This window comes from Sphingomonas sp. SORGH_AS_0789, from assembly GCF_031453055.1.
GTDB lineage: Bacteria > Pseudomonadota > Alphaproteobacteria > Sphingomonadales > Sphingomonadaceae > Sphingomonas.
Genome location: NZ_JAVIYV010000001.1, coordinates 128,208 through 155,142, shown reverse-complemented (window position 1 = coordinate 155,142; position 26,935 = coordinate 128,208). Strand labels below are relative to the sequence as shown.

26 protein-coding genes and 1 tRNA gene are annotated in these 26,935 nt (G+C 67.4%); 9 read left to right on the top strand and 18 right to left on the bottom strand.

Going from position 1 to position 26,935, the window contains the following annotated elements:
- Positions 1 to 104: 104 nt before the first annotated feature.
- From QE360_RS00670 to QE360_RS00660, 3 genes are all read right to left on the bottom strand, one after another.
- Positions 105 to 1,922, bottom strand: a complete 1,818-nt coding sequence (locus QE360_RS00670; RefSeq protein WP_309704000.1) for a site-specific integrase — start codon at positions 1,920 to 1,922, stop codon at positions 105 to 107.
- 95 nt (positions 1,923 to 2,017) lie between these two features.
- Positions 2,018 to 2,093 (bottom strand) — tRNA-Glu (locus QE360_RS00665).
- Positions 2,094 to 2,213: 120 nt separating this feature from the next.
- On the bottom strand, positions 2,214 to 3,587 hold the full coding sequence (locus QE360_RS00660; RefSeq protein ID WP_309698493.1) for a class II 3-deoxy-7-phosphoheptulonate synthase: 1,374 nt from the start codon (positions 3,585 to 3,587) through the stop codon (positions 2,214 to 2,216).
- Between the two features lie 192 nt (positions 3,588 to 3,779).
- Here QE360_RS00660 and QE360_RS00655 point away from each other — a divergent pair, with 192 nt between their 5' ends.
- The 3 genes from QE360_RS00655 to QE360_RS00645 all read left to right on the top strand — a co-directional run bounded on the left by QE360_RS00655 (position 3,780) and on the right by QE360_RS00645 (position 7,244).
- Complete coding sequence (locus QE360_RS00655; protein ID WP_309698491.1) at positions 3,780 to 4,817, top strand: M48 family metallopeptidase; 1,038 nt, start codon at positions 3,780 to 3,782, stop codon at positions 4,815 to 4,817.
- Between the two features lie 116 nt (positions 4,818 to 4,933).
- A complete protein-coding gene (locus QE360_RS00650; RefSeq protein WP_309698489.1) occupies positions 4,934 to 6,775 on the top strand; it encodes a methyl-accepting chemotaxis protein in 1,842 nt (613 codons plus the stop codon).
- Between the two features lie 124 nt (positions 6,776 to 6,899).
- On the top strand, positions 6,900 to 7,244 hold the full coding sequence (locus tag QE360_RS00645; RefSeq protein ID WP_307104047.1) for a hypothetical protein: 345 nt from the start codon (positions 6,900 to 6,902) through the stop codon (positions 7,242 to 7,244).
- On the opposite strand, the gene cysS is transcribed toward QE360_RS00645, so the two are convergent.
- Positions 7,230 to 8,681 (bottom strand): cysteine--tRNA ligase, encoded by a 1,452-nt coding sequence (cysS, locus tag QE360_RS00640; protein WP_309698487.1) that lies wholly within the window; start codon positions 8,679 to 8,681, stop codon positions 7,230 to 7,232. The genes QE360_RS00645 and cysS overlap by 15 nt on opposite strands.
- Before the next feature lie 372 nt (positions 8,682 to 9,053).
- On the opposite strand from cysS, the gene rpsU reads away from it, so the two are divergent.
- Both rpsU and QE360_RS00630 read left to right on the top strand, forming a co-directional pair.
- Complete coding sequence (gene rpsU, locus QE360_RS00635; protein WP_007404630.1) at positions 9,054 to 9,260, top strand: 30S ribosomal protein S21; 207 nt, start codon at positions 9,054 to 9,056, stop codon at positions 9,258 to 9,260.
- A 156-nt stretch (positions 9,261 to 9,416) separates the two neighbouring features.
- Entirely contained in the window at positions 9,417 to 9,986 is a 570-nt protein-coding gene (locus QE360_RS00630) for an FKBP-type peptidyl-prolyl cis-trans isomerase (protein WP_309698486.1), read from the top strand.
- Between the two features lie 682 nt (positions 9,987 to 10,668).
- On the opposite strand, the gene QE360_RS00625 is transcribed toward QE360_RS00630, so the two are convergent.
- The 4 genes from QE360_RS00625 to wecB form a co-directional block, all read right to left on the bottom strand.
- Positions 10,669 to 10,899: a hypothetical protein gene (locus QE360_RS00625; RefSeq protein ID WP_307104054.1), complete on the bottom strand. Its 231-nt coding sequence runs from the start codon at positions 10,897 to 10,899 to the stop codon at positions 10,669 to 10,671.
- A gap of 195 nt (positions 10,900 to 11,094) precedes the next feature.
- Positions 11,095 to 11,799 carry a metallophosphoesterase family protein gene (locus QE360_RS00620; RefSeq protein ID WP_309698483.1) on the bottom strand — a complete coding sequence of 235 codons (705 nt, stop codon included), beginning with the start codon at positions 11,797 to 11,799 and terminating at the stop codon, positions 11,095 to 11,097.
- A 128-nt stretch (positions 11,800 to 11,927) separates the two neighbouring features.
- Positions 11,928 to 13,196 carry a UDP-N-acetyl-D-mannosamine dehydrogenase gene (wecC, locus tag QE360_RS00615; protein WP_309698481.1) on the bottom strand — a complete coding sequence of 423 codons (1,269 nt, stop codon included), beginning with the start codon at positions 13,194 to 13,196 and terminating at the stop codon, positions 11,928 to 11,930.
- Positions 13,180 to 14,310 carry a non-hydrolyzing UDP-N-acetylglucosamine 2-epimerase gene (gene wecB / locus QE360_RS00610; protein ID WP_309698479.1) on the bottom strand — a complete coding sequence of 377 codons (1,131 nt, stop codon included), beginning with the start codon at positions 14,308 to 14,310 and terminating at the stop codon, positions 13,180 to 13,182. Before wecB ends, wecC begins: the two co-directional genes overlap by 17 nt.
- Positions 14,311 to 14,423: 113 nt before the next feature.
- On the opposite strand from wecB, the gene galU reads away from it, so the two are divergent.
- The gene (galU, locus tag QE360_RS00605) at positions 14,424 to 15,284 is read left to right on the top strand and encodes a UTP--glucose-1-phosphate uridylyltransferase GalU (RefSeq protein WP_307104062.1); all 861 of its coding nucleotides are present in this window, start codon (positions 14,424 to 14,426) and stop codon (positions 15,282 to 15,284) included.
- 139 nt (positions 15,285 to 15,423) lie between these two features.
- Here galU and QE360_RS00600 read toward each other — a convergent pair whose 3' ends face one another.
- The 8 genes from QE360_RS00600 to QE360_RS00565 are packed head-to-tail and all read right to left on the bottom strand — an operon-like array spanning position 15,424 to position 21,994.
- Positions 15,424 to 15,768 carry a hypothetical protein gene (locus QE360_RS00600; RefSeq protein WP_309698476.1) on the bottom strand — a complete coding sequence of 115 codons (345 nt, stop codon included), beginning with the start codon at positions 15,766 to 15,768 and terminating at the stop codon, positions 15,424 to 15,426.
- Entirely contained in the window at positions 15,765 to 16,529 is a 765-nt protein-coding gene (locus tag QE360_RS00595) for a HesA/MoeB/ThiF family protein (RefSeq protein WP_309698473.1), read from the bottom strand. Before QE360_RS00595 ends, QE360_RS00600 begins: the two co-directional genes overlap by 4 nt.
- Positions 16,526 to 16,963: a hypothetical protein gene (locus tag QE360_RS00590; RefSeq protein WP_309698471.1), complete on the bottom strand. Its 438-nt coding sequence runs from the start codon at positions 16,961 to 16,963 to the stop codon at positions 16,526 to 16,528. Before QE360_RS00590 ends, QE360_RS00595 begins: the two co-directional genes overlap by 4 nt.
- The gene (dut, locus tag QE360_RS00585; RefSeq protein ID WP_309698470.1) at positions 16,960 to 17,409 is read right to left on the bottom strand and encodes a dUTP diphosphatase; all 450 of its coding nucleotides are present in this window, start codon (positions 17,407 to 17,409) and stop codon (positions 16,960 to 16,962) included. Before dut ends, QE360_RS00590 begins: the two co-directional genes overlap by 4 nt.
- Positions 17,406 to 18,593, bottom strand: a complete 1,188-nt coding sequence (gene coaBC / locus QE360_RS00580; RefSeq protein WP_309698468.1) for a bifunctional phosphopantothenoylcysteine decarboxylase/phosphopantothenate--cysteine ligase CoaBC — start codon at positions 18,591 to 18,593, stop codon at positions 17,406 to 17,408. Before coaBC ends, dut begins: the two co-directional genes overlap by 4 nt.
- Positions 18,590 to 19,669, bottom strand: coding sequence for a hypothetical protein (locus QE360_RS00575; RefSeq protein ID WP_309698466.1), 1,080 nt, complete (start codon positions 19,667 to 19,669; stop codon positions 18,590 to 18,592). Before QE360_RS00575 ends, coaBC begins: the two co-directional genes overlap by 4 nt.
- Positions 19,670 to 19,698: 29 nt before the next feature.
- Entirely contained in the window at positions 19,699 to 21,234 is a 1,536-nt protein-coding gene (gene ubiB, locus QE360_RS00570; protein WP_309698464.1) for a 2-polyprenylphenol 6-hydroxylase, read from the bottom strand.
- A 28-nt stretch (positions 21,235 to 21,262) separates the two neighbouring features.
- Positions 21,263 to 21,994, bottom strand: coding sequence for a class I SAM-dependent methyltransferase (locus QE360_RS00565; protein ID WP_309698462.1), 732 nt, complete (start codon positions 21,992 to 21,994; stop codon positions 21,263 to 21,265).
- Between the two features lie 79 nt (positions 21,995 to 22,073).
- On the opposite strand from QE360_RS00565, the gene mutM reads away from it, so the two are divergent.
- From mutM to dnaA, 3 genes are all read left to right on the top strand, one after another.
- The gene (gene mutM / locus QE360_RS00560) at positions 22,074 to 22,889 is read left to right on the top strand and encodes a bifunctional DNA-formamidopyrimidine glycosylase/DNA-(apurinic or apyrimidinic site) lyase (RefSeq protein WP_309698460.1); all 816 of its coding nucleotides are present in this window, start codon (positions 22,074 to 22,076) and stop codon (positions 22,887 to 22,889) included.
- Positions 22,890 to 22,976: 87 nt separating this feature from the next.
- Positions 22,977 to 23,240 carry a 30S ribosomal protein S20 gene (gene rpsT, locus QE360_RS00555; protein ID WP_007404699.1) on the top strand — a complete coding sequence of 88 codons (264 nt, stop codon included), beginning with the start codon at positions 22,977 to 22,979 and terminating at the stop codon, positions 23,238 to 23,240.
- Positions 23,241 to 23,709: 469 nt separating this feature from the next.
- A complete protein-coding gene (gene dnaA / locus QE360_RS00550) occupies positions 23,710 to 25,272 on the top strand; it encodes a chromosomal replication initiator protein DnaA (RefSeq protein ID WP_309698458.1) in 1,563 nt (520 codons plus the stop codon).
- Between the two features lie 87 nt (positions 25,273 to 25,359).
- Here the strand turns inward: dnaA and QE360_RS00545 are convergent, their stop codons facing one another.
- Positions 25,360 to 25,926 (bottom strand): topology modulation protein, encoded by a 567-nt coding sequence (locus QE360_RS00545; RefSeq protein WP_309698456.1) that lies wholly within the window; start codon positions 25,924 to 25,926, stop codon positions 25,360 to 25,362.
- Entirely contained in the window at positions 25,926 to 26,933 is a 1,008-nt protein-coding gene (trpS, locus tag QE360_RS00540; RefSeq protein ID WP_309698454.1) for a tryptophan--tRNA ligase, read from the bottom strand. Before trpS ends, QE360_RS00545 begins: the two co-directional genes overlap by 1 nt.
- Between the last annotated feature and the right edge of the window lie 2 nt (positions 26,934 to 26,935).

Genomic DNA, 26,935 nt, shown 5'->3' with positions numbered 1-26,935 from the left:
TAAATGAACGAGCGGCAGTTTTTGGTGCTGCCTTTCAGTCGCTGCGTTGCCGATAGTGGGTCGAGGTGTTCTGCGACACGGATGCAACATCAGTTTCGACGCAATCACTTTTGGCTGGATACTGTAATGAAGCGCTCGACGACGCGATTCCAGTCCACTTCCGGATAGCTAATCTTCTCAATGGCATCGCGCAGCACCCGCATATCAGCGCCGCGCCCATAGTGCGTGCTGACCGATCCGTTGGCATGACCGAACAACAGGTCGACTATTTCGGCGGGAGCCTTGCCCCGAATCGCCCGTTTGCCGGTGTGGCGGAACGAATAGAAGACCAGTTCTGAATCGGATAGCCCGATACTATCGAGGAAGTCGTTCATTACCCGCGAAAGGCGCTGTGTCCGGCTGCCATATTTGTTGGTGTCTAGTTCCGGAAAAAGCCATTCGGCATTCTCCTCCCTTCGTTTGGCCACCAGATCGAGGAAGCCCGCTTTTATGAGGACGGGGTGCAGTGGGATATCGCGCTTGGCACTCGCGGTCTTCATCCGCTTGGCTGGGCCTTCCTGTTCCTCGCGGACACGCAGGCGATCTGGCTCGATCGCGATGTAGGGAATGCCGTCGTAGGTCCTGACGTTACCTGGACGCAGCTTGCCCAGTTCCTCCAGTCGGCATCCGGTGAAGGGAGCCAAGAGCAAAGTCCAGGCCAGGGTGCTGGGTGCAACACCGCTCTTGTTCGGAAGCTCTGCACTGAAGATTTTGACGAGATCCTGCGGTTCGAACGGCAGGCGAGGGTCTTCGATCTCGTTTTTTGGGAGGGACTTGACAGTCTTCGCTACGTTCTCGGTTATGACTTCGAGTTCTTCGACGGCATGATCGAGCGTCACGCGGATGGCGGACAGCGCCTTGTTGACCGTTGCGGGCGCGAGTACTTTTAGCCCCTGCGCCTTGGCGAGTTCCACCTGCTCGAGCAACGGAAGCGCGTTAATCGCCTTGCCCACGCGCGACGGCAACGCCGCACAAGTCCGGCGATAGGTGCGGACCATCGACGCGGTGATGGTATCGACGGGCGGATCGTTGTGCAGGCGGGCGAACCGAGTAATCGCGGTACGCCATTCGTCGACGAGCTTGGGCTCGCGGGGCTGGGACACAGCCCAATCCTCGAAGACCTTGGTAATGGTCGGTACCGAAGCGTTCGACGAGGTTTCTGGCGACTGCAGACCTGCGGCCGCGTGATGAGTACTTGGCACCACGCCGAACGGGAGGGCGGATGGCAGGATGCGCGTGCGGGCCGGATCGATCTTTGGCGTGCAGGCCTCGGAAAGCCTGTCAAGAAAGGCTTGGCCGATCGCTTCGTAGAGCGCTGGGTCGATTGGCTGGGCAATGCCGCTGTTGAACGCGATTGCGAGGATGGCCCAGTCGATCGGATCCAGCGACGGGAGAGTGGAAATCCGCCGTAGCGTTTCAAGCCAAGGCAGCGGGCTGAAGTCCGGCACTGCCTCCAGCATCTTCTTGCGGTCGCCGAAGTTTTGGAGGTCAGGCCGTTCCGGCGGGCTGCCGAAGTCATAGCGCGAACCGGGCTCATGGTCGGTTAGGCCGTGGGCGTGTTGGAAAGCACCGAATTCGAGCGACGCCAGTTTCTGCGCCATGCCTTGCAGTTGCTGGTCGCTGACGCCGTCAAGATAGGCGTCGACCATGGATCGCGCCGATCGAAGTTGCTGGCTGGCAAGGCTGCGCCGCGCTGCCGCCAGCTTCTGGTCATAAACGATGGCGTGCGGGTGGTAGCGCTGACGAGCTTCATCCGGATCGCGCGTATCGAGGGTCCGCTTGTACTCGCGCGACGCGCCGTCAAAGAACGGCCGAAGCGCCTCAGGAATGACCCGACGGAAATAGAAAATGCCAGTGCGAGGATCTTTGAACGGAGCAGCCATGCGGATCACTTTGTACGCATCCTTTGTACACAAGGATGGGTAAAGCGTCCATGAAGAGCGTCAAAACCGCGCAAATCCGCCATTTTGGCGGGCGCTGGTGACCCCTACGGGACTCGAACCCGTGTTTTCGCCGTGAGAGGGCGACGTCCTAGACCGCTAGACGAAGGGGCCGTTTGCGGTGGAGGGGCGCAATTAGCGGGGGTGGGGCGGGGCGTCAAGCGGACGGTGTACGGAAACTGTGGATAAGATCGGGGCAGGGAGCCTTGCGGCTTCCCCGCCCCGAAATCCGGATCAGGCGGCGGCCTTGCGGCGTTCGGCCATTTCCTCGTTGAGCATCTCGGCCAGCAGGAAGGCCAGTTCCAGGCTCTGGCCCGCATTCAGGCGCGGGTCGCAATGCGTGTGATAGCGGTCGGCCAGCGACTGTTCGGTGACGTCGATCGCGCCGCCGGTGCATTCGGTGACGTTCTGCCCGGTCATCTCTGCATGGATACCGCCCGCATGCGTCCCCTCGGCACGGTGCACGGCGAAGAAGCCGCGCACCTCGGCCAGGATACGGTCGAAGGGGCGGGTCTTGTAGCCGGTCGCCGCCTTGACCGTGTTGCCGTGCATCGGGTCGCACGACCAGACGACCGGATGCCCCTCGCGCGTGACGGCACGGACCAGCCTGGGCAGATGCGCCTCGATCTTGTCATGGCCATAGCGGGTGATGAGCGTCATCCGGCCCGGCACCCGGCCGGGGTTCAGCGTGTCGAGCATGCGCAGCAGCGCCTCGGGCTCGAGGCTGGGTCCGCACTTCACGCCGATCGGGTTGTCGATGCCGCGCAGGAACTCGACATGCGCCGAGCCCTCGAAGCGGGTGCGGTCGCCGATCCACAGGAAGTGGGCCGAGGTGTCGTACCAGTCGCCGGTCAGCGAATCCTGCCGGGTCAGCGCCTGCTCATAGGGGAGCAGCAGCGCCTCGTGGCTGGTGTAGAAGCTGGTCTGCGCCAGCTGGGGGACCGAGGCGGGGTCGATGCCGCACGCCGCCATGAAGTCCAGTGCCTCGCCGATGCGGTCGGCGGTCTCGGCATATTTCTGCGCCCAGGGGCTGCGGCCCATGAAGTCGTGGGTCCAGCGATGCACCTGGTGCAGATTGGCATAGCCGCCCTGCGCAAAGGCGCGCAGCAGGTTCAGCGTCGCCGCCGACTGGGCATAGGAGCGCAGCATCCGCTGCGGATCGGGCACGCGTGCCTCAGACGTGAAGGCGATGTCGTTGACATTGTCGCCGCGATAGCTGGGCAGCTCGACCCCGCCGATCACCTCGGTATCGGCCGAGCGCGGCTTGGCGAACTGGCCCGCCATGCGGCCCAGCTTCACCACCGGCAGCTTGGAGGCGAAGGTCAGGACGACCGCCATCTGGAGGATGACGCGGAAGGTGTCGCGGATGTTGTTGGCGCTATGCTCGGCAAAGCTCTCGGCACAGTCGCCGCCCTGGAGCAGGAAACCCCGGCCCGCCGCCACCTCGGCCAGCTCGGCGGTCAGGCTGCGCGCCTCGCCCGCAAAGACCAGCGGGGGATAGGTCGCCAGCGTACGGGTCGCGGCGTCCAGCGCGTTACGGTCGGGATAGTTGGGAAGCTGGCGGGCTTCGGCGCTCGTCCAGCTGTCGGGGGCCCATTTCGCGGCCATGATATCCTGCTCTTTCGTCTTCTTTGTTGATTTGCCCGCCATGCGCCGAATCGTGGGGATACGCAATGAAGTTGGCGTTTGGGCCCCTCAAGTCGCGCCGATTGTTGCGCATGATACGGCTTTGCGCCGAGCCGTTGGCCGTTGCGGCGGCGGGCTTTGCGGATCGGTGGGGAAGCGATTAGCAGGGGGCCCATGTCGCGTTCGCTCTTCCCATCGGCCGCCATGGTCGCGCTTTCCGCTCTATCGCTGGTCGTGGCGCCACCCGTGCCGGCCCGCGCCGCCCCCCCCGTCGCGGTCGCGGCGACGGACGACCGGGCGCTGTTCGATGCGATGCGCGCGGCGGACCTTCGGCTGGCGACGATCGCGTGGCGGCTGGCGACGGCCAATGTCACGCTGTGCCGGGATACGGCGCCGACGCCCGGCCTCGTCATCCATGCGATCGATCAATATGAGCCCGCGCTGCGCAAGGAACTCCCGGCGACCTTCGGGTTCGAGGGGCCGGTCGCGGTCGAGGCGGTGGTGCCGGGCAGCGCGGCGGACAAGGCGGGGATCGCCCCCGACGACACGATCCTGGCGGTCGATGGCCAGCCCCTGGCGGTCGATCCGGCCGGTGCGACGCAGGCCAACAGCGCCACGCGCGACGCCGCCCAGCGCCGGATCGCCGCCGAGCCCGCCGATCGTCCGCTGCGCCTGACCATCCTGCGCCATGGTGAGCGGCGCGACGTGACGGTGGCCGCGCAGCCGGGTTGCCGGTCGCGGTTCGAGATGAGGATCGGCCCCGACCTGACCGCCTCGGCGGACGGGGACATCGTCCAGATCGGATCGCGCTTCTTCGAGCGGTTCGACGACCGGATGATCGCGGTCGTCGTCGCGCATGAATTCTCGCACAACATCCTGCACCATCGCGAGCGGCTGGACGCGGCGGGCGTCAAGCGCGGGTTGCTGTCGGAGTTCGGGCGCAACGGGCGGCTGTTCCGCCAGACCGAGACCGAGGCCGATCTGCTGGGCGCGCACCTCATGCGCAATGCGGGCTATGACCCGCAGGATGCGGTGCGCTTCTGGCGCGAACATGGCGGCGAGGTCGATGGCGGCCTGTTCCGCAGCCGGACCCATCCCTCGTCCTCGGCGCGTGCCGATGCGGTGGCGGCCGAGATCGCCGCGATCCCGGCGGGGGCGCCGATTCCCTATCGCCCCGCGCTGATCGACCGGGCGGGGGCGGCGCTGCAATAATCGGTCCGTCGCAAAACCCATTCCCTGTGTAACGGCTTAACCAACTATTTGGAGTCACCGCTTAGGAGTCGGAGGCAATCGGAAGCGAAGGGGCTTTCGACCTGCCAGGATTCGTCATGCTCTCTTCCATGCCCATACCGAAGAAAATCGGTCTGTCCTTCGCCATCGTCGTCCTGTCGGTCCTGGCGATGATGGGGACCTTGTGGTGGGCATTGTCACGGATCGAGGGGACGACGAAGAAAAGCGTCCATGCGCAGACCACCTATACCACCACGCTGGACATGGAGGGCGGCGTCCAGCGCGAGAACAGCCAGATGCGCGGCTTCCTGATCACCGGGGACGAGGCCTATCTGACGCAATATTATACGGCACGGGCCGCCGAGAGGCAGGCGGCGGCGGAGCTGGACAGGGCGCTGGTCGAGGACCCCAGGGCGCGCGCCGAGGTAGCGGCGTCGCATGCCAGGATGGAGGAATGGCGCCGCGACATCGGCGACCCGCTGATCGCGCGCAGCCGGACCGACCGCGAGGGCGCGCAGGCCTGGCTCCGCGCCAATAGCGAGCGGTCGCGGGTCACGGTGATCCTGCAACCCTTGCGTGATCTGCGCGCCCGGATGGTCGAGGTGATGGGGGTGGTCCGCAACGAGCGCAAGATCGTGCTGTGGACGGCGCAATGGAGCCTCATCATCGGTGGTCTCATCATGATCAGTGTCGCCGTCGCGATGGCCATTTTGTTGTCGCGGGCGCTGGGTCGGCCGATCGTCCGGCTGACCGGGGTGATGGATGCGCTGGCGCGGGGGCGGAACGACATCGCGATTCCCGATGCCGAACGCGGCGACGAACTGGGCAGCATGTCGCGCGCCGTCGTCGTCTTCCGCGACACCGCCGTCGCCAAGGCGCAGGCCGATGCCGAGCAGAACCAGATGGTAAGCCAGATCGGCGAGGCGCTGGAGCAGCTCGCCGGTTCGGACCTGACGGTCAAGCTGAGCGGCTTCCCGCCTTCCTATGCCGCCATCGAGCGCGACTTCAACATGGCGGTGTCGCGGCTGTCGGGCTCGCTGGGCGCGGTGCGGGTCAATGCGGCTGGGATCAGCAGCGGCACGGTGGAGATGAACCAGGCCGCCGACGATCTGGCCCGCCGCGCCGAGCAGCAGGCGGCCAGCATCGAGGAAACCTCGGCCGCGATGAACGAGATCGCCCAGTCGGTCACCGCCGCCGCGGCCAAGGCGCAATCGGCGCAGACGATCGTCCGCAAGGCGAGCAGCGACGTCGGCAACAGCGAGGAGATCGTCCGCCGCACCGTGTCGGCGATCGGCGACATCGAGCGTTCGTCGAGCGAAATCGCCGAGATCATCGCGGTGATCGACGGCCTGGCCTTCCAGACCAATTTGCTCGCGCTGAATGCGGGCGTCGAGGCGGCGCGCGCGGGCGACGCGGGCAAGGGCTTTGCGGTGGTCGCCTCCGAAGTGCGTGCGCTGGCCGAACGCTCGGCGGAGGCGGCGCGCGACATCAGCGCGCGGATCACCACCACGGTCGACCGGGTGCGCAGCGGCGTGGAACTGGCCAACAAGACCGACGATTCGCTGCGCCTGATCGCGACGGGGATGCAGGACATCGCCGGACTGGTCGAATCGATCGCGGGCGGGGCGTCCGAGCAGGCGACCAGCATTCAGCAGGTCAATCTGGCGATCAACGACATGGACGGCGTGACCCAGGCCAATGCCGCCATGGTCGAGGAGGTGACGGCCGCCGTCCGGGCGCTGTCCGCCGAGACCCAGGCGCTGGAGGAGCAGATCGGCCGCTTCCGGATCGAGGGCGGCTTGCCCCAGCCCGCCGCGCCCGTCGTCGCGATCCGGCGGCCGGCGGCGGTATCGCCCGCGCCGCGCCGCATGGCCGCGCCGGTGCCCTCTCAGGGCAATCTGGCGGTCAGGCAGGACGATGACGATTGGAGCAGCTTCTGACCGACGTCCTATCCCGTTGAGCGGTCGATAAAAGGCCCGCCATCCCGGTCGTCGGGGTGGCGGGCCTTTCGCATTCGGAGCAAGGGGGCTTGTCACCCCTGTCCGGGCCGGGCAAGCGGCCGCCATGGATATTCCCGCACGCTATGCCGCCTTCATCCAATGGGTCGGTGACGGAACCGGCATGGCCGACAGCCTGCTGCACGTCCATGCGGGCATGGCGGTTCTGTTTCTCGCCCGCATCCTGACCCGCAAGTCGCTGGCGACCCCGATCCCGCTGCTCTGCGTCGCGCTGGCCGAGGCGGGCAACGAGGTCCTCGACCGGCTGCATTACGGGTCGTGGCGCTGGGCCGACACGCTGGGCGACATCGCCAATACGATGTTCTGGCCCACCGTGCTGTTCATCGGCCTGCGCCTGCGGTCGCCGCGTGGCGGATATGGCGGCTGGCGCCGGGGATCAGGCGGCCGGTAACACCGGCTTCCAGTCCCAGCCCAGCGGATCGCCGTCCATCACCTCGACCCCGGCGGCGAGCAGCGTGTCGCGGATCGCATCCGACCGGGCAAAGTCCTTCTCCGCCCGCGCCGCGCGCCGCTCGGCCAGCTGCGCCTCGATCCCCGCTTCGTCGAGCGTGGCCGCCTTGGGCCGGGTGCGCAGGTCGGCGCGGGTCAGCGTCGCGAGTTGCAGCCCCAGCGTCGCGTCGAAATCGGCGAGCGCGGCCAGCCGCACGCCGGGCGACAGCTTCTTGTCGGCCAGCATCTCGTCGAGCACGGGCAGCGCGCGCGGCGTCGCGAGATCGTCCGACAGCGCGGCGTCCAGCCGCTCGCGATAGGCCGCCGCATCGCCCTTGGCGGGCGCATCGGCCCGCGTGCGCAGCCCCTCGACCGTCTGGACCAGTCGCTTCAGCCGCACCTGCGCGGCGGCGAGGCCATCCCAGCCAAACTCCATTTCCGAACGATACTGCGCCTGCAGGCACATCAACCGATAGGCGAGGGGGTGGAAGCCCCGATCGACCAGCGCCTGGAGCGTCAGGAACTCGCCCGAGGACTTGGACATCTTGCCGGTGCGGTCGACCAGGAAATTGTTGTGCATCCAGATATTGGCGCCGGTCTCGGCGGTGCAGCCATGCGCCTGGTTCTGCGCGATCTCGTTGGGATGGTGGATTTCGCGGTGATCGATGCCGCCGGTATGGATGTCGAACTGCGCGCCCAGATATTGCTTGCTCATCACCGAGCATTCCAGATGCCAGCCGGGCGCGCCGCGGCCCCAGGGGCTGTCCCATTCCATCTGGCGATTCTCGCCGGGTGCCGAGGCGCGCCAGATCGCGAAGTCCGCCGGATGGCGCTTGCCCGCGACGGGATCGATCCGGCTTTCGCCTTCATCGTCCTGGTGGCGGGCAAGGCGGCCATAATCGGGCACCGTCGTCACGTCGAAATACAGCCCGTCGGGCAGGCGATAGCAATGCTTGGCCTCGATCGCCTTGGCGAACGCGATCATCTGGGGCACGTGATCGGTCGCCAGCGGAAAGCGGGTCGGCTCGGCGATGCCCAGATCCTTCAGATTCTGCTTGAAGGTCCGGGTGTAATGCGCGGCGATCGCCCAGATGTCCTGGCCGCTCTTCTTCGCGGCGGCCTCCATCTTGTCGTCGCCCGCATCGGCGTCCGAGGTCAGGTGGCCGACATCGGTGATGTTGATGATATGGGTCAGCGGCCAACCCTTCCAGCGCAGCACGCGCGCCAGGGTGTCGGTGAAGACATAGGCGCGCAGATTGCCGATATGCGCGTAATTATAGACGGTCGGCCCGCAGGAATAGACGCGGACATTGGCCGGATCGATCGGCCGGAACGTCTCGGGCGCGCGGGTCAGGCTGTTGTACAGGATCAGCGGATTGGAAAGGTCGGGCGCGGTCATGCGGCCTGCCTTAGCCATGTCGCCTGTCCCCCGAAAGGGGGCCCCGGTCCGACGGGAGTTCGGACCGGGGCAAACGCAGCGACAGGGGAGGCGCCGCGTCATGATGCCGGTCACTCGGGGGAATGAGCCGACATGTCATACAGGGGTGTCCGGTACACGGGGATGAAACCGGACGAACGGCGTGATAGCGGTGGCGACATCACGTCGGCATGGCTGGCACATGACATTATGGTTCATGTCGCCTTGGCGGACGGGGCGAAATCCGCACCGACGGGTTGTATTGGGCAGACTCCCCTGCTAGGAGCGCCCAACGATGCGGCTACAGTTGTTCTGTGGCCGCTTTATCCTGTTTTGCCGGAGCAATTCGTTTTTATGCAGATCATCGTTCGCGACAACAATGTGGATCAGGCCCTCCGCGCGCTCAAGAAGAAGCTGCAGCGGGAAGGCGTGTATCGCGAGATGAAGCTCCGTCGCCACTACGAGAAGCCGTCGGAAAAGCGCGCTCGTGAGCGTGCGGCGGCGGTTCGTCGTGCGCGCAAGCTGGAGCGCAAGCGCGCCGAGCGCGACGGCGCCCGGTAATATCCGGCGGATCGTCCCCGCCCCGTCGCTCCGAGCGGCCTGGGGTGGGGAACGGTCCCACCGGCTATCGATTCGCCTGGACGAATCGATTCGCGCTTCGCGCGCCGCATCCTTGATGCGTACCACGAACGCCAACGCACAGAGCGAGAAACAGGCATGTCCGTAACCGCTGTTCCCCTTCGTCCCGTCCGGCGTGCCTATCTGGTCTGGATATGGGTCGCGGTGGCGGCCGCGATCGTGGTGGCGGCCTTGCTGGCGCGCCAGGGCGATGCCGCGCTCCTGCGCGAGGCGCGTGGACCGGGTGTCGAGACGACCGCTTCGGGCTTGCAGTACAAGGTGCTGGTGCCCGGCAATGGCGGTGCGCATCCGACCGCCAGCGACGTGGCGTTGATCAACTATACCGGTCGTCTGATCGACGGCACCGTCTTCGACAAGTCGCAGCAGCCGGCCCCGATGCCGCTTTCGGGTGTCCTGCCGGGCTTTGCCGAGGCGCTCAAGCTGATGCCAAAGGGCGCGAAGTATCGCTTCTGGCTGCCTGCCAAGCTGGGCTATGGCGACCGCGCGAACGGTGCGATTCCGGCGAATTCGACGCTGGTGTTCGATGTCGATCTGATCGACTTCATCCCCGAATCGGTCCTGCGCCAGATGCAGGCCCAACAGTCGATGATGGGCGGCGCGCCCGGGGCGATGCCCGGCGGCGTCCCCGGTGCCTCCTCGCCGCGCTGACCGGTCGGTCGCACTAGCGACCCTCCTGCCGATCGAAAATAGTCGCCGGGGTCCTATGGACTCCGGCGATTTTCGTTTGTCCGCGGGGTGGGGATGGCAGTTTATTGTAACCGTTCGACGCTGCCTCCTTGCGGCTTTCCAAAGAGGAAGCGGATCAGCATAACTCTACTTTCGCCAGTCGACCCGAGCGAAGTCGAAGGCCAGGGCGGTGCCTGTCTTGCGCCAAATCCCCAGCTATGGATCTAGGCCGGATCGACATTCAGTATTGTGTCTTCTTCCCCTCTCCCCTGGACAGGGGAGAGGGTTAGCGAAGCTTGCAAGCCTGCTGGCTAGCACAGCTTGGGTGAGGGATTGAGCGAGCCCAAAGGCTCGCGCGCTAGCTTCGCGAGCGCCCACCCCTCACCCAGCTCCGACTAAGCCTTTGCTCTCGCAAAGGCCAAGTCTGCGCAACCCTCTCCCCTCTGCGAGGGGCGAGGGAGGGATAAGGCATCGCTGAATGTCGAGCGGCCCTAGGCCGGTCTGTCGGTTTCAGCCCAGAAGGAAGTGCGATTTAGCTGGATCGCTGAGCGACACCCCCCCCCCCGGCAATTCCAAGCGCCATAATCCGGCGAGCCCCGGAAATCAGGCAAAAAAATAGCGGCCCGAAGGCCGCTATTCCTTTCAGCCGTGAGGCTGAAGCAACTTAGTTGCTGTCCGACGAGTCGGCGACGACCACGATGCCGGCGACGACGGCAGCAGCCGCCAGAACCGCAACGAGAACGCCACCACCGGCCAGGCCGTTCTTCTTGGCAGCCGGAGCCGAAGCGCGAACCGACTTCGAAACCGAGAGGCTGGCAGCCGGGTTCGCAGCCATCGCCGGGGCAACGGTCATCGAAACGGCGGCAGCGGCGACGAGAAACTTCCCAAGACGCATGTTAAACTCCCTTGATAAATGTCGGTGGGCTCATGACACGGCAGCCGTACCATGGCAACCCCACCAACGAGTGCGGGACAGTTATGCTCCCGCACTGGTGCGGCATTGCAACATTGCTTCACCGCTTGGCGGCTATACTGTGCTTTGCCGACAAACGGAATGCCTCGGCAAACGTTTCGCCTCGGTAAACCGACCTCAAGTGGTGAAAATCTCCTGGATGCCGTCTTCCAGCATCAGCGCGGACAGGCGATCGGTCTGGTAGGCGCCGGTGTCTATGCCGATGCGATGCGGCAGGATTTCCACCTCGTCCGCGACGGTATGGCCATGCACCACGACCTTCTCCAGCACGCCGCGATGGTCGAGAAAGGGATCGCGGATCCAGCGGGTCTCGGCCAGTTTCTGGTCGGCGATGGCGATACCCGGCCTGACGCCCGCATGGACGAACGCATAATCACCCAGCACCATGATCTCTTTCAGATCGCTCAGGAACTCGCGATGCGTGGCGGGGATGACGGCCTTCAACCGCTCGGCGACTTCGGCATAGTCGAGCCGTTCATAGTCCTCGGCCGTCACGCCATAGCTCAGCATGGTCTCCCGCCCGCCGACGCGGCAGAACAGCCGGAGCGCCTTGTCCTCACCCTGGAGCGCGCGAATCAGGATCTCCTCGTGATTGCCCATCAGGCAATGCACCCGGTGGTCCGCCGCGCACAGTCCGCTCACCCGCTCCAGCACCTCGGCCGAATGGGGGCCACGGTCGATCAGGTCGCCGAGAAAGATGATATGCCGCTCGGCCGGACCGCGCGCCGCGTCATCGGCCTCGATCCGCGCCAGCAGCGTGTCGAGCAGGTCGAGCCGACCGTGAATGTCACCGATCGCATAGACCCGAAGGCCAGGCTGCATGAAGGGCACGAACTCGGGCGCGCGTTTGCGCAGATTCAATAATTTGGCAAGCATGGGTGGCTTTAAATCCGCAACAGGCGGTTGTCCTTAATCTCCCCCGGCCCCCCACGCAAACGCGAAGCGCGGTCTCAGGCCTGGTCGGGCCACAGCCCGCGCGTATCCAGCACCGTCTTGCCGCGTCGCTCTTCCAGGGGAACCGATCGGAAGATGTCGTGATCGACCAGAACGACCATGGCGTCGCAAGTTTCCAGCGCGGTGTCGATGTCGATCAGGGTGGCGCCGGTCCCGTCGAAGCCGGAGGGCAGCGACCGGGCATAAGGCTCGACGATCCGGATTCGCGCGCCGAAGCGTCGGGCCAGCGCGGCGGCGACCTTCAGCGCGGGGCTTTCGCGGAAATCGTCGATATTCGCCTTGAAGGCCAGGCCGAGACAGGCGACCGGGCGGTCCGGTCCCTGCGCCTCGATCATCGCACTGGCGCGGGCGATGATATGCGCGGTCTTGCCGTCATTCACTTCGCGCGCGGTGCGGATCAGCGGTGTGTTCTGCGGATCGGCGGCGACCAGGAACCAGGGGTCGACCGCGATGCAATGCCCGCCGACGCCGGGGCCGGGCGACAGGATGTTGACGCGCGGATGGCGGTTGGCGAGGCGGATCACCTCCCACACATCGACGCCCAGCGTGTCGGCGACCAGGCTGAGTTCGTTGGCGAAGGCGATGTTGACGTCGCGGAACGCGTTTTCGGTGAGCTTGGTCATCTCCGCCGCGCGCGCGGTCGTGGTGACGCAGGCGCCGCGCACGAAGCGCCGGTAAAAGGCCAGCGCCTTGCGCGCGCAGCGCGGGGTGATGCCGCCGATCACCCGGTCATTGTCGATCAGCTCGACCAGGATGCGTCCCGGCAGGACGCGTTCGGGGCAATAGGCGATGGCGAGATCGGCCTGCTCGCCCGCACGCGCCAGCCCCGGCATCTTCAGGTCGGGGCGCAGGGTGGCGATCAGGTCGCGCACCTGCTCGGTCGTGCCGACGGGCGAGGTCGATTCGAGGATCACCGTGTCGCCGGTCTTCAGCACCGGCGCGACCGCACGCGCGGCTTCGAGGACATAGGTGATGTCGGGCTGCCGCGCCTCGGTAAAGGGCGTCGGCACTGCGATGACGAACACGTCGGCGGGCGCGACCGTCAGCGCCGCCCTGAGCAATCCGCGCGACACCACGCCGGAGACGAGACCGTCGAGATCGACCTCCTCGATATGCACGCGGCCCGAATTGATCGTTTCCACGACCGAAGGCGTGACGTCGACGCCGGTCACCATCGCGCCGGTGCGCGCGATGATCGCGGCGGTGGGCAGGCCGATATAGCCCAGCCCCATGACCGTGACCGCGAATTCAGTGTCCAAGGGCATGTGTGATGATCCTGCTGATCCGGTCGGCGCTGTCGCCGTCGCCGAAGGGGTTGTGGGCGCGCGCCATCGCGGCATAGCGGTCGGGCTGGTCGAGCAGCGCGAACAGTTCGGCGACGATCCGGTCCTGGTCGGTGCCGACCAGCCGCGCGGTGCCCGCCGCGACGCCCTCGGGCCGCTCGGTCGTCTCGCGCATGACGAGCACCGGCTTGCCGAGCGCGGGGGCTTCTTCCTGCACACCGCCCGAATCGGTCAGGACGATATGCGCGGCGTCCAGCGCCCGGACGAAATGCGGATAGTCGAGCGGCGCGATGCGCGCGATACCGGGATGGTCGCCCAGCTCGCGGTCCATCACGCTGGCGACCTGCGGATTGGGATGGACGGGAAAGAGGATGCCGACATCCGCCCGCGCGGCGATCCGGCGCAGCGCACGGGCGATGGCGGCCATGCCGTCGCCGAAATTCTCGCGCCGATGGGTCGTGACCAGGACGATCCGCCGACCCGCCATCCGCGCCAGCACCGGATCGAGATCGGCGGCCAGCGCAGGCTCGGCGGCGATGCGCGAGCGGGTCCAGTGCAGCGCGTCGATCACGCTGTTGCCGGTGACATGCACGCGCTCGGTGGCGATCCCCTCGGCCCGCAGCGCCGCCGCGGCGGTTTCGGTCGGGGCGAAATGGAGCGCGGCGATCGGGGCAATCATCCGCCGGTTCACTTCCTCCGGCCAGGGTTGATAGATGTCGCCCGAACGCAGTCCGGCCTCGACATGCGCGACCGGCACCTTGCGGTAATAGGCAGCCAGCGCGCCCGCCATGGCGGTGGCGGTATCGCCCTGCACGACGACCATCGCGGGGGTCTCGCGGTCCATCACCTCGCCCAGCCCGGTCAGCAGCCGTGCGGTCAGCCGATCGAGCGACTGGCCCGGTTCCATCAGGTCCAGGTCATGGTCGGGCGTCAGCCCGGCGATCGCCAGCACCTGGTCCAGCATCCCGCGATGCTGCGCGGTGACGCAGGTCCGCACCGGCCGCCCCGTCGCCAGCGACAGGGCCCGGATCACGGGAAACAATTTGATCGCTTCGGGTCTTGTGCCGAAGACGACGAGGATGGGGGCCCGATTCATGCGGTTTACCTGTAGCTTGTCGCATTTAAAGACACCCTAACCGCGTTTTGTCATCACGGCACTTTGTTGCAGTGCATGATGCAGATAGGGCCGCTTCGTCCCAGGGAGGTTTCATGACGATCAAGAAAGTTCGCAAAGCGGTTTTCCCGGTGGCCGGGCTCGGTACGCGGTTCCTGCCGGCGACCAAGTCGATGCCGAAGGAAATGCTGACCGTCGTCGACAAGCCGCTGATCCAATATGCGGTCGAGGAAGCGCTGGAAGCGGGGATCGAGCAGATCATCTTCGTCACCGGCCGCGGCAAGGGCGCGCTGGAGGATCATTTCGACATCTCCTACGAACTGGAAGCCACGATGAAGGCGCGCGGCAAGTCGCTCGCCGTGATCGAGGGCATCCGCCAGAAGCCGGGCAGCCCCGTCTATGTCCGCCAGCAGGAGCCGCTGGGCCTGGGCCATGCCGTGTGGTGCGCGCGCGAGATCGTCGGCGACGAGCCGTTCGCGGTGCTGCTGCCCGACGAACTGATGGTCGGCGGCTTCATGAAGCAGATGGTCGAAGCCTATGACCAGGTCGGCGGCAACGTCATCGGCGCGCTGGAAGTGCCCGACAGCGAGACCGACAAATACGGCATCATCTCGCCCGGCAAGCAGGACGGTCGCCTGACCGAAGTGACCGCGCTGGTCGAGAAGCCCAAGGGCAAGGCGCCGTCGAACCTGATGATCCCCGGTCGCTACATCCTCCAGCCCGAGGTCATGCAGATCCTCGATGCGCAGGAGCCGGGCGCGGGCGGGGAGATCCAGCTGACCGACGCGATGGCCAAGCTGATCGGCAACCAGCCGTTCCACGGCTTCACCTTCGACGGCCAGCGTTACGACTGCGGCGACAAGGCGGGCTGGCTGACCGCCAACCTGGCGCTGGGCCTCGCACGCGAGGACATCGGCCCGGCGGTGCGCGAATTCGCCAAGACGCTGCTCGGCTGATCGGCTTCCCGGTGTTTGGAGAAGGGGCGGGGCCGAAAGGCCGCCGCCCCTTTTTCATTCCCTCCCTCCAGGCCATGCTGGGGAGGGGAACCATCGCGTCAGCGATGGTGGAGGGGCTTTGCCGCCCCGGACAGGTCTTTCATCGCCCTCGCCGTGACAGCCAGGCGAAGGTCAGCAGGATCACCGTCGGCCACAGCATCGTCGCCCACATGTCCGACCAGCTGGCGGCCAGATTGCCCTCGTCGGTGGGGTAGAAGGGCTGGAGCAGGTCATAGGCCTCGTTGACCGTCTCGATCGCCAGCACGGTCAGCCAGCACCGCCAGTCCCAGGGCTTGCGCCGCATCGCCAGCGCGGTGAGCACCAGGATCGCCATGCCCGCATGCACATGCAGCGTGCTGTCGGGCAGGCCGGTGACCTGGCCGATCCACCCCTTGTCCCCCGTCCAGTCGAGCCAGCCCGAGGGCGGCCGGGGAGCCCCGCTCATGCCGCCGCCGCCGCGCCGGCGCAGCGGCAGCCGGGGTCCTTGGGCAAAGCAAGCGTGCGGAAGCGCAGCGACAGGAGATCGGCGATCAGCACGCTCCCCGCGCTGTCCCGGCCGAAGGGGGCGATGGCGCGCAGCACCTCCAGCGCGGCCAGGCTGCCCATGATGCCCGTCACCGGCCCCAGCACACCGTCATCGGCGCAGGTCAGCCCGGCCTGATCGACCGCGTCGCCGACGAAGCAGCGATAACAGGGCTTGTCGGCTTCCCAGCCGCGATAGGTCGCCAGCTGCCCCTCGAACTGCCCGACCGCCGCCGAGACCAGGGGGATGCGCCGCGACAGCGCCGCGTCGGCCACCGTCAGCCGGGTGGCGAAATTGTCGCATCCGTCGAGCACGACATCGGCGCCGTCGATCAGCGACAGCACGGTTTCGGGCGTCACCCGCGCACGGTGCGTGTCCACCGCGACATGCGGGTTCAGGCGGCGCGCGAAGCGGGCGGCGGCCTCCACCTTGGGCGTGCCGCGATCCTCTGTCGTGAAGATCGTCTGGCGTTGCAGATTGGACGGCTCGACGACATCGTCATCGATCAGGACCAGCGACCCGACCCCGGCGGCGGCGAGATACTGGATGGCGGGGGAGCCGATCCCGCCCGCGCCGATCACCGCGACCCGCGCCTGTTTCAGCCGGAGCTGGCCCCCGCCGCCAAATTCGCGCAGCACGATGTGACGGGCATAGCGAGCCAGTTCGTCGTCGGTCAGGATCATCCCGGCCATGTATAGGTGATGACGGTCCGATACCAGCGGTCGCCCTGGCGCGTCATGCGGTACGGCATTTGCCGGATCATCCGCTGTGCCACGCCCGCGCTATATTGCTCGACCGTGGGGCAGCCGATGGCCAGCGGCACCACGCTCTGCGCGCTGCCATCGGCGTTGAGCCAGACCGCCATCGGCACGACCAGCACCACCTGCCCCTCCTCGGTCACGCGGTCGCGCGGGCAACGCCCGGCCTGGACCTCGGCGTGGACGAAGCGGACCATATCCGGCCCGGCGGGCGGCAGGGTGAGGGTGGGTAGCGTGGTCCAGTCGTGCGGCGGCTCTCTGGCGGAGGGCGCCGCCGCCGGGGGCGGGGGCTGGGGCACCGTCACCTGCGGCGCGACCGACACGGTCTGGAGCGCGAACAGGGTGGCGAGCGCGATCATCGGCCGGTCGATCCGAAACCGCCGCTCCCGCGCTCGGTCGCGTCGAGTTCGTCGACTTCGGCCAGCACGGCGCGCTGGACGGGGGCGGGGACCAGCTGCGCGATCCGCTCGCCGCGCACCACCGCAAAGGGCTCGTCGCCCAGATTGGCGAGGATCACCTTCACCTCGCCGCGATAATCCTCGTCGATGGTGCCGGGGGTGTTGAGGCAGGTGATGCCATGCTTGAGCGCCAGGCCCGAGCGGGGGCGCACCTGCACCTCGTAACCCGGCGGGATGGCGATGGCGAAGCCGGTCGCGACGGCGGCGCGCCGACCGGGCTCCAGCGTCAGCGTCTCGGCCGCGACCACGTCCATCCCGGCCGCGCCGGGCGTGGCATAGCCGGGCAGGGGAAGCCCCTCGCCATGGGGCAAGCGTTTGAGAGCAATCGAAATGGGTGTAAGCGTCATGACCGCGCTTGTAGCGCATCGGCAATGCGTTGCGCGAGCCCCCTGGCGACCGCGTCCTTGCCCATCCGGTCCCAGCTCTCGACGCCGTCGGCGGTGACCAGATGGATGCTGTTCGCCTCGCCCCCGAACACGTCCGAGGATACGTCATTGGCGACGATCCAGTCGGCGCGCTTGCGGGCGCGCTTGGCGACGGCATGGTCGATCACATGCTCGGTCTCGGCGGCGAAGCCGACGACCAACGCTGGGCGGTTCGGCGCGGCGGCGACGCTTGCCAATATGTCGGGATTTTCGACCAGCGTCAGGGCAGGGGCCGCGCCGCCGTCCTTCTTGACCTTCTGCCCGGCCGCCTCGACCCGCCAGTCGGCGACCGCCGCGACCATCACCGCGGCATCGGCGGGCAGCGCGGCGGCGACGGCATCGGCCATCTGGCGCGCGGTCTCGACATCGATCCGGTCTACCCCCGCCGGCGTCGGCAGCGTCACCGGCCCTGCGACCAGGGTCACGCGCGCACCCAGCCGGGCGAGAGCTTCGGCCATGGCGAAACCCTGCCGCCCCGAGGAGCGGTTGGCGATGTAGCGGACGGGGTCGATCGGCTCATGCGTCGGCCCGGCGGTGACGAGGATATGGCGGCCGGTCAGCGGTCCGGCCCTGGGGGCCAGCGCGGCCTCGATCGCGGCCAGGATGGCGGGCGGCTCGGGCAGGCGGCCGGGGCCGAACTCGCCGCAGGCCATGGCGCCCTCGTCGGGGGCCATGACGGTCAGCCCGTCCGCGCGCAGCCGCGCGACGTTGCGCTGCGTCGCGGGGTGCTGCCACATGCGGACGTTCATCGCGGGCGCGACCAGCACCGGCGTATCGGTGGCGAGCAGCAAGGTCGTCGCCAGATCGTCGGCATGGCCGCCCGCCATCCGCGCCATCAGGTCGGCGGTGGCGGGCGCGACGACGATCAGGTCGGCCTGGCGGCTGAGCTGGATATGCCCCATCTCCGCTTCGTCCTTCAGGTCCCACAGGGTGGTGAAGACCTGATTCTCCGACAGCGCGGCCAGCGTCATCGGGGTGACGAAATGGCTGCCCCCCTCGGTCAGGACACAGCGCACGCCATGCCCGTTCCGGCGGAGCAGGCGGATCAGCTCGCACGCCTTGTACGCGGCGATGCCGCCGCCGACGATCAACAGGATTTGGCTCATCGCACGACTCGCGTCACGGTGATGCGTCGCCGGTCGCGTGCGGCGGCGATCAGCTCGCGAACCGCATCGGGGGCGAAGACCACGCCGAGGAAGAAGATCGGCGACAGGCCCAGCACCATGGCGGGCGACCCCGTCACCAGCGCCAGCGCCGCATAGACCGCCATGGTCGCGACCGCCCGTCGCGCGACGGGTTGCCGCCAATGCGCCCAGCCGAGCGCGGCCAGCACGGCCAGCGGCACGACCATGCTGATCGGCAGGCCGCCGACCGCCTGCGCCGCCGCGATCGACGCGATCAGCGTGCCGGGCGCGATCGGATGGACCGGGCCGTCCATCGCCGGGTCGATCGCGGTCACCATGCCGTGCAGCGCATGCGCATGTGCCGCCAGCACCAGCAGCGCGACCGCCAGCGCGGTCATCCATCCGATCGCCTCGCGCCGCGCGCCCGCCTGCGCCGCCAGCACCAGCATGATGACGGCATAGGGCAGCGCCATCGGGGTAAGGATCATCGCGACCAGCCCCAGCGCCACCGCGCTCAGGCCTGCCTCGGGCCGCCGCTGGACCAGCGACAGCGCGATCAGCACCCCCGCCCAGCCTTCGGGCGTGGTCACCATCGGCAGGTTGGGAAGCGGGAAGAAGCCCGCGATCAGCAGGATCGCCGCCAATCCGATCGCGATCCGCCCCTCCAGCACCGGCACGATCCGCCGCAGCCACCCCATGACCAGCCCGATGCCGAGCATCATCATGCCCGCATGCCAGACCAGCGGGGGCAGGGCGGCCAGCGTGACGAACAGCGCGGGCAGCGGAACCGCCAGCAGCGCGGGGCGAAGCGCCCGGCCATTCTCGCGCAAAGCATCGAGCGCGGCCGGATAGAAGGACTGGCCGTGGCGCACATGGTCGAGGATCGCCATGGTCACCGGCGACAGCCGCTCGCCCACCGGCTCGAAGGCGCCCTGTGTGGCATAGCCGATCGCGACCAGCAGGATCAGCAGCGCCAGCACCGCGCGCGCCACCATGGGCGACACGCCCGTCATCCGCCCCGGCTGGCCCAGCCAGAGCGGCCGCGACAGGCGGCGCACGGGAACAGGCGGCGCGCTGCCCGGCATTCCTACCGAAGCACGGCCAGTGTTGCCGCGACCCCGACCGCCGCCGAGGCCATGGACAGCAGCGCATAGCGCCAGCCGCCGCCGATCCGCACGACCTCGATCTCCTTGAGCGGCGGAGCGGGCGGCTCGCCACCCGGCGCGGGGTAGCGCGCCTCGATCCGGCGGACCAGTTCGGGCAGGCGGGCGAGCGTCTGCACGTCCTCGATCAGGCGATCGGCGATCTTGGCCTCGGGGCCCAGTTCGGTGCGGATCCACTCGCGCACGAACGGTGCGGCCGAGTCCCACAGGTTGATGTCGGGGTCGAGACTGGTCGCCACGCCCTCGACCATCACCATGGTCTTTTGCAGCAGCAGCAGATGCGGCTGCGTCACCATGTCGAAATCGCGGGTGATCGAGAACAGGCCGTCCAGCATCATGCCGATCGACATGTCCTTGACCGGCAGTCCGCGCATCGGTTCGCCCACCGCGCGCAGGGCGGTGGCGAACTCGGCGACATTGTGGTGCGCGGGGACATAGCCCGCCTCGAAATGGATTTCGGCGACGCGCTTATAGTTGCCGGTGATCAGGCCATAGAGGATCTCGGCCAGCCAGACCCGCGCGCGCCGGTCGATCCGGCCCATGATGCCGAAATCGATCGCGGCGATCTTGTTGCCGGGCAGGGCGAAGAGATTGCCCTGGTGCATATCGGCATGGAAGAAGCCCTCCGCAATCGCCTGGCGCAGGAACGCGCGGACCAGCGTCTGGGCGAGGTGCGGCAGGTCGTACCCCGCCTCGACCAGCGCCTGCCGGTTGGACAGCTTGATCCCGTCGATCCATTCGACCGTCAGCACCTTGGCGGTCGAGCGCGCCCAGTCGATCTGCGGCACGACGAAATCGGGCTCGGCGGTCATCGCCTCGGCGAGTTCGGAGGCGGAGGCCGCCTCGCGCCGGAAGTTCAGTTCGCGCAGCGTCCAGCGGCGGAAATTCTCGACCGTCAGGCGAGGGCGAAGCCGGGCGGCCTCGCCGCTCATCCCCTCGACCTGCGCGGCGGCCCATTGATAGGTGTCGATGGCGCGGGCGAAGTCTTCCTCGACGCCGGGGCGCAGCACCTTGACCGCGACCGTCCGGCCATCGGTCGTCACCGCACGGTGGACCTGCGCGATAGAGGCGGCGCCGACCGGTGTCTCCTCGATCGAGGAAAAGAAGTGCGAGGGCGGCCGGCCCATGCTGGCCTCCATCGCGGCGCAGATGGTCGCGAAGGGGACGGGGGGCAGCTGGTCCTGCAGCCGCAGCAGATCCTGCGCGGCATCGTCGCCGACCAGGTCGGGACGGGTCGCCAGCGTCTGGCCCAGCTTGATTGCGGCCGGGCCGATCGCCTGGAACGCATCGGCATAGGCAGGCTTGGCAGGCACGCGCGCACCGAACCGGGCGACACGCGCCAGCCGCCTCACCGGCGCGGGCGTGTTGGGATCGCGCTCGATCCCGCGCAAGGCGCCATGCCGCGCCAGCGTCCGCCCCCATTTGAGCAGACGCCACAGATGCACCACCGGCTGGGTCACAGGGCGAATCCGCCCGGACGTCCCTGCATCAAATCTTCCAACCCGAATGGATCGCGACCAGGCCGCCCATGATCGGCTCGACCTTGGTCTCGATAAAGCCCGCCTCGCGGATCATGCCCTCGAAGGTCGGCATGTCGGGGAAGCGACGGATCGATTCGATCAGATAGCGATAGCTGTCGGCATCGCCTGCCAGCATCTGGCCCAGCTTGGGCACCAGCTTGTGCGAATAGGCGTCATAGACTTCCGAGAAGCCCGGCCAGACGGTGGTCGAGAATTCCAGGCAGAAGAAGCGCCCGCCGCGCCGCAGCACGCGGTGCGCCTCCCGCAGCGCGGCCGGGATGTCGGTGACGTTCCGGATGCCGAACGCGATCGTATAGGCATCGAAGAATTTGTCGGGGAAGGTCAGGATCTCGGCATTGGCCTCGGTCCAGACCAGGCCGTCGATGCCGCGATCCTGCGCGCGCTTCATGCCGACTTCCAGCATCGCCGGATTGATGTCGGCGACCGTGATGCTGGCGCCCGATTCGGCCAGGCGGAAGGCGATGTCGCCGGTGCCGCCCGCCATGTCGAGGATCTGGTCGCTGGCGCGCGGCTTCACCCGGCGGACGAAGCGATCCTTCCACAGCCGGTGCATGCCGCCCGACATGGCGTCGTTCATCAGGTCATATTTGGAGGCGACGTTGGTGAAGACCCCGCCGACACGGGCAGCCTTCTCGTCGCGGGGCACATCTTCATAGCCGAAGGAGACGGTATCGCTCATGGACTTGCCCTAGCCCGGCCTTGCTGGCGGGGCAAACGCTACCTAGCTGTTTGGGCGACGAAAGCCATTCAGAGGGACGATGCCCGAACTTCCCGAGGTCGAAACCACCGTGCGCGGCCTGACGCCGGTGCTGGCGGGCGAGCGTTTGACGCTGGTCGAGCCGCGCCGTGCCGACCTGCGTCGCCCGTTCCCCGCCGAACTGCGCCAGCGGATGACGGGCGCGACGGTCACGGCGCTGGGGCGTCGCGCCAAATACGGCCTGATCGACACCGATCGGGGCGATACCATGGTCTTTCACCTGGGCATGTCAGGCCGCTGGCGGATCGATCCGGGCGAGCCGCTGGTCCATGACCATCTGCTGCTGGAGACGGGGGCGGGGCGGCGGCTGGCGTTGAACGATCCCCGGCGATTCGGTTTCGTCGATTTGTGGCCGACCGCCGAGCTCGCGGGCTATCCGCCGTTCCTCGCCATGGGGCCCGAGCCGCTGGGCCCCGACTTCACCGCCGACTATCTGGCGACGGCGCTGGAGGGGCGTGCGGCCCCGATCAAGGCGATGCTGCTCGACCAGCGAATCGTCGCGGGCCTGGGCAATATCTATGTGTGCGAGGCGCTGCACATGGCGCGGATCACGCCGGGGCGCGCGGCCGGGCAGATTTCGCGGACGCGACTCGTGCGGCTGGTTGAGGCGATCCGGGCGGTGCTGGAGGCCGCGATCCTGGCGGGCGGATCGTCGCTGCGCGATTATGTCCGCCCCGATGGCGAACTGGGCTATTTCTCGAAGGAGTGGCGGGTCTATGGTCGGGAGGGCGAGGCCTGCGAATGCGGGGCAATCGTCCGGCGCCGGACCGATTCGGGGCGATCGACTTTCTGGTGTGCGACCTGCCAGCGGAGTTGACGACCGTCCCGCCAAGGTTTAAGGGGCGCGGCTTCAAAGCTGGTGCGTCGCGCCGCTATTCCTTTTGATCGAAATTTAGAGGTTTTCATGGCGAACACGCCGCAGGCCAAAAAGCGTATCCGTCGCAACGAACGTCGCGCCGTCATCAACGGCAACCGCGTCAGCCGCATCCGTACCTTCGTGAAGAAGGTCGAAGCCGCCCTGGCCGCCGGTGACAAGGAAACCGCGACGGTCGCTCTGGCCGCGGCGCAGCCCGAAATGGCGCGTGGCGTTGCCAAGGGTGTGCTGCACAAGAACACCGTGGCGCGCAAGTTCTCGCGCCTGACCAAGCGCATCGCCGCGCTGGCCTAAGCCTCTCAAAGCGACGAACGAAACCCGCCGGGGGCGGTCCCCCGGCGGGTTTTTTCGTGCGCCTGTCCCGGGTTAACGCATCGATTCCGTATCGGGCGGCGGGAACAAATCCGCGCTTTGCCGAACCCTAGGATTCTCCGCGATTCGACTAGATCGGGTCCGGGGAAGGCTTTCGTGCGCCTTGGTTAATTTGTAATGATTTCAGCGGGTTAAGAGATAATTGAACGGGTTTCTGCGGGCTTTTGCCTGTCAATCCGGTTTATTTCAGATTTATGGCCGGACACGGTCTTGATCAGACCCCACCATGGCTCATAATCGGTATCCCAGCAGCGGCGTTACGTCGCCGCGTCATGGAAATAGCAAGGTGACAGGACCGGGCCGAATCCCCTCGATTCGCTCCAGGGATGTCCTGTCGCCAAGTGAAACAGGGTCGGCCGTCAGCGGCGGCCGGTGAGTATGGAGTGCGCGGGTGACGAATTGGCAGGCAACGCGACCGACGTCGGACCAGGCTCGTGCCTGGGCGCGCGTCCGCGCGAACCTGCGCGAATCGGCAGGGGCGCGGCTGTTCGACCAGTGGCTCAAGCCCATGGAACTGATCGAGGGCGATGAGCCCGACACGGTCCGCCTGGCGCTTCCCTCGGCCTTTGCGACCAACTGGGTGCGCAGCCATTATGCGGACCGGCTCCATCTGGAATTCAAGGCGGTGCTGCCCGAGGTCCGCTCGGTCGTCATCGAAACCCGCGCGCCCAGCCGCACCGCACGGCTGACCAGCGCGGACACGCTCGACGTCGTGACCCCGCTGCGTGCGGTCGCCGCCCCGCGTGTCGAGGAGGCCGCGCCGTCCGCCGAGCAGCCGTCGCTGTTCGCGGTTCCGGCCGAACCGGTGGCCGCGCCGCCTGCGCCGTCACGGACCCGCGCGCCGCGTGCGGCCCCCGCCGCCGCACCGCATCCGGTCGCGCAGGAGGCCGCTCCCGCCACCACCGCCGCGCCGGCGATTCGGGTGACGAGCGACCGCCCGCCGCTCGACCCGCGCCTTACCTTCGACCGATTCGTGGTCGATTCGTCGAACCGGGTCGCGTTCAACGCTGCGCTGTCGCTGGCCGAACCGGGCCCGCCGCGCTTCAGCCCGCTGTTTCTCCATGGCGGCACCGGGCAGGGCAAGACCCACCTGATGCATGCCATCGCGCATGCCTTTCTCGAATCGCATCCCGAGGCGGTCGTGCTGTGCATGTCGGCCGAGCGGTTCATGTTCGATTTCGTCGCCGCGATGCGCGCGCGCGACACGCACAGCTTCAAGTCGCGGCTGCGCTCGGCCGACCTGCTGCTGATCGACGATCTCCAGTTCATCGCGGGCAAGGATTCGACGCAGGAAGAATTCTTCCACACCGTCAACGAGCTGGTCGGTGCGGGCAAGCGGCTGGTCATCTCGGCCGATCGTTCGCCCCAGTCGCTCGACGGGGTGGAGCCGCGCATCATCGGTCGCCTGGGCGCCGGGCTGGTCGCCGACATCAAGGCGCCCGACCTGACGCTGCGCCGCACGATCCTGAACCGCAAGGTCGCCGACCTGCCCGAGAACGTCCCCAACGACGTGCTCGACCTGCTCGCCTCGCGGATTCGCGGCAATATCCGCGAGCTGGAGGGCGCGCTGAACCGCGTCGTCGCCTATGCGCAGCTGACCGGCGACAAGATCGACCTGGAATTCGCGGTGGCGACGCTGGGTGAAGTGCTGCGCGGGGCTCAGCGGCGAATCACCATCGACGAGATCCAGAAGCTGGTGAGCCGCCATTTTGAGCTCAAGCCGCTCGACCTGGTCTCGGCCCGCCGCGCCCGCGCGATCGCGCGTCCGCGCCAGATCGCCATGTATCTCGCCAAGCGCCTGACCACCCGCTCGCTGCCCGAGATCGGCCGCAAGTTCGGCGGGCGCGACCATTCGACCGTGATCTATGCGGTGCGTAAGATCGAGGAACTGCGCGATACCGACCGCGATATCGACAATGCGGTGCGGGTGCTGATGAAGGAATTGGAGGGCTGAGGTTCCGTCGGGCGGGGTGGGGGCGTGGCCTTCGACTTCGCTCAGGCTGAACGGCTGTCGGAACGGGGCTTGTTTCCCTCGCTCCGTTCAGCCTGAGCGAAGTCGAAGGCCACGCGCATTCGCATCCCCAAGGTCCGTCAACACCCGATCCAACTCTGGCGCCCGCTCATAGCGGATCACCCGCTCCCCGGCGGCTTCCAGCACCTGCACGATCCCCGGCCGCACGGCGCGCCGCCATCGCCAGCCATATAGCAGGAACGCCAGATCCAGCCGTTCGGGACATCCGGGCGCGCTATCGGGCCGGACCTGCCCTCGATAGCGTACCACGCGCCGCAGGATACGCGGCATGGTCACGCGGCGCGGCAGATCGAGCAGGATGATCCGATCCGCCCGTGCCAGTCGTTCGCCAATCGCAGGTCCATAGCGGGCATGGGAATAATTGCCGTCGATGACCCATCGGGGCTGCGCGGCGATCGCCGCCAGATCGGCGATGAACGCCTCTCTCGGCCGGGCGACCCAGCCGGGACCATGAAACAGCGCATCGGCGTGCCAGACGGGCAGGGCCAGGCGTTCGCCCAATTGCCGGGCCAGCGTCGACTTGCCGCTGCCCGGCGGCCCCATCACCATGATGCGGGTGACGGGGCCGGGGGGCATCAGATTTGCAGGCCCATGGTCCGCTGCACGTCGAGCAGCATCGGCGCGGCCAGATCGCGCGCCTTCTCGGCGCCGCGCTCCAGGATGCGCCCCACCTCGCCGCGATCGTCGAGCAACCGGGTCAGCCGCTCGCGGATCGGACCCAGCGTCGCGACCGCCAGATCGGCCAGCTCGGGCTTGAACGCGCCAAAGCCCTGGCCCGCAAACTGCGCCAGCACATCGGCGGGCGCGCGGTCCGCCATCGCGGCATAGATGGTGATCAGGTTGCGCGCCTCGGGGCGGCCCTCCAGCCCGTCCAGCGTCTCGGGCAGGACGTCGGGGTCGGTCTTGGCCTTGCGGAATTTCTCGGCGATCTGGTCGTCGCTGTCGATCAGCTTGACCAGCGACATCTCCGACGGGTTGGACTTGGACATCTTGGCCGATCCGTCGCGCAGGGACATGATGCGCGGCGCGGCGGCGCTGATCAGCGGTTCGGGCAGGGTGAAGACCTCGCGGCCATAGTCGTTGTTGAACTTGGTCGCGATGTCGCGGGCCAGCTCCAGATGCTGCTTCTGGTCCTCGCCCACCGGCACATGGGTGGCGTTGTAGAGCAGCACATCGGCGGCCATCAGCACCGGATAGTCGTACAGCCCGACGCTGGCGCCCTCGCGGTTCTTGCCCGCCTTGTCCTTGAACTGGGTCATGCGGTTCAGCCAGCCGACCCGCGCGACATTGTTGAGCAGCCAGCCCAGCTCGCTATGCGCCGGCACGCGGGTCTGGTTGAACAGGATCGAGCGTTCGGGATCGATCCCGGCCGCGATCAGCGTCGCGGTCATCTCGATCGTGTTGGCCGCCATCGCCTCGGGCGCGATCCATTCGGTCAGGCCGTGCAGGTCGGCGATGAAGTACATCGTCTCGCCGCCCTGGGCCTGGATCTGGTCCTGCATCGCCACCCACTGCTTCACGGCGCCCAGATAATTGCCGAGATGAAGGTTGCCCGTGGGCTTGATGCCGGAAACGACGCGCATGA

Bases quoted from the DNA above. Each gene is read 5' to 3' on its own strand.
- QE360_RS00620 (WP_309698483.1), bottom strand. From the start codon at position 11,799: ATGCAGCCTGGCCTTCGGGTCTATGCGATCGGTGACATTCACGGTCGG.
- QE360_RS00630 (WP_309698486.1), top strand. From the start codon at position 9,417: ATGTCCGTAACCGCTGTTCCCCTTCGTCCCGTCCGGCGTGCCTATCTG.
- mutM (WP_309698460.1), top strand. From the start codon at position 22,074: ATGCCCGAACTTCCCGAGGTCGAAACCACCGTGCGCGGCCTGACGCCG.
- QE360_RS00600 (WP_309698476.1), bottom strand. From the start codon at position 15,768: ATGAGCGGGGCTCCCCGGCCGCCCTCGGGCTGGCTCGACTGGACGGGG.
- QE360_RS00645 (WP_307104047.1), top strand. From the start codon at position 6,900: ATGGATATTCCCGCACGCTATGCCGCCTTCATCCAATGGGTCGGTGAC.
- QE360_RS00660 (WP_309698493.1), bottom strand. From the start codon at position 3,587: ATGGCCGCGAAATGGGCCCCCGACAGCTGGACGAGCGCCGAAGCCCGC.
- rpsU (WP_007404630.1), top strand. From the start codon at position 9,054: ATGCAGATCATCGTTCGCGACAACAATGTGGATCAGGCCCTCCGCGCG.
- QE360_RS00595 (WP_309698473.1), bottom strand. From the start codon at position 16,529: ATGATCCTGACCGACGACGAACTGGCTCGCTATGCCCGTCACATCGTG.
- rpsT (WP_007404699.1), top strand. From the start codon at position 22,977: ATGGCGAACACGCCGCAGGCCAAAAAGCGTATCCGTCGCAACGAACGT.
- QE360_RS00545 (WP_309698456.1), bottom strand. From the start codon at position 25,926: ATGCCCCCCGGCCCCGTCACCCGCATCATGGTGATGGGGCCGCCGGGC.
- galU (WP_307104062.1), top strand. From the start codon at position 14,424: ATGACGATCAAGAAAGTTCGCAAAGCGGTTTTCCCGGTGGCCGGGCTC.
- dut (WP_309698470.1), bottom strand. From the start codon at position 17,409: ATGACGCTTACACCCATTTCGATTGCTCTCAAACGCTTGCCCCATGGC.
- trpS (WP_309698454.1), bottom strand. From the start codon at position 26,933: ATGCGCGTCGTTTCCGGCATCAAGCCCACGGGCAACCTTCATCTCGGC.
- cysS (WP_309698487.1), bottom strand. From the start codon at position 8,681: ATGACCGCGCCCGACCTTTCCAATCCGCTGATCCTGTACAACAGCCTG.
- QE360_RS00655 (WP_309698491.1), top strand. From the start codon at position 3,780: ATGTCGCGTTCGCTCTTCCCATCGGCCGCCATGGTCGCGCTTTCCGCT.
- QE360_RS00650 (WP_309698489.1), top strand. From the start codon at position 4,934: ATGCTCTCTTCCATGCCCATACCGAAGAAAATCGGTCTGTCCTTCGCC.
- QE360_RS00670 (WP_309704000.1), bottom strand. From the start codon at position 1,922: ATGGCTGCTCCGTTCAAAGATCCTCGCACTGGCATTTTCTATTTCCGT.
- wecB (WP_309698479.1), bottom strand. From the start codon at position 14,310: ATGAATCGGGCCCCCATCCTCGTCGTCTTCGGCACAAGACCCGAAGCG.
- QE360_RS00565 (WP_309698462.1), bottom strand. From the start codon at position 21,994: ATGAGCGATACCGTCTCCTTCGGCTATGAAGATGTGCCCCGCGACGAG.
- coaBC (WP_309698468.1), bottom strand. From the start codon at position 18,593: ATGAGCCAAATCCTGTTGATCGTCGGCGGCGGCATCGCCGCGTACAAG.
- QE360_RS00625 (WP_307104054.1), bottom strand. From the start codon at position 10,899: ATGCGTCTTGGGAAGTTTCTCGTCGCCGCTGCCGCCGTTTCGATGACC.
- wecC (WP_309698481.1), bottom strand. From the start codon at position 13,196: ATGCCCTTGGACACTGAATTCGCGGTCACGGTCATGGGGCTGGGCTAT.
- QE360_RS00590 (WP_309698471.1), bottom strand. From the start codon at position 16,963: ATGATCGCGCTCGCCACCCTGTTCGCGCTCCAGACCGTGTCGGTCGCG.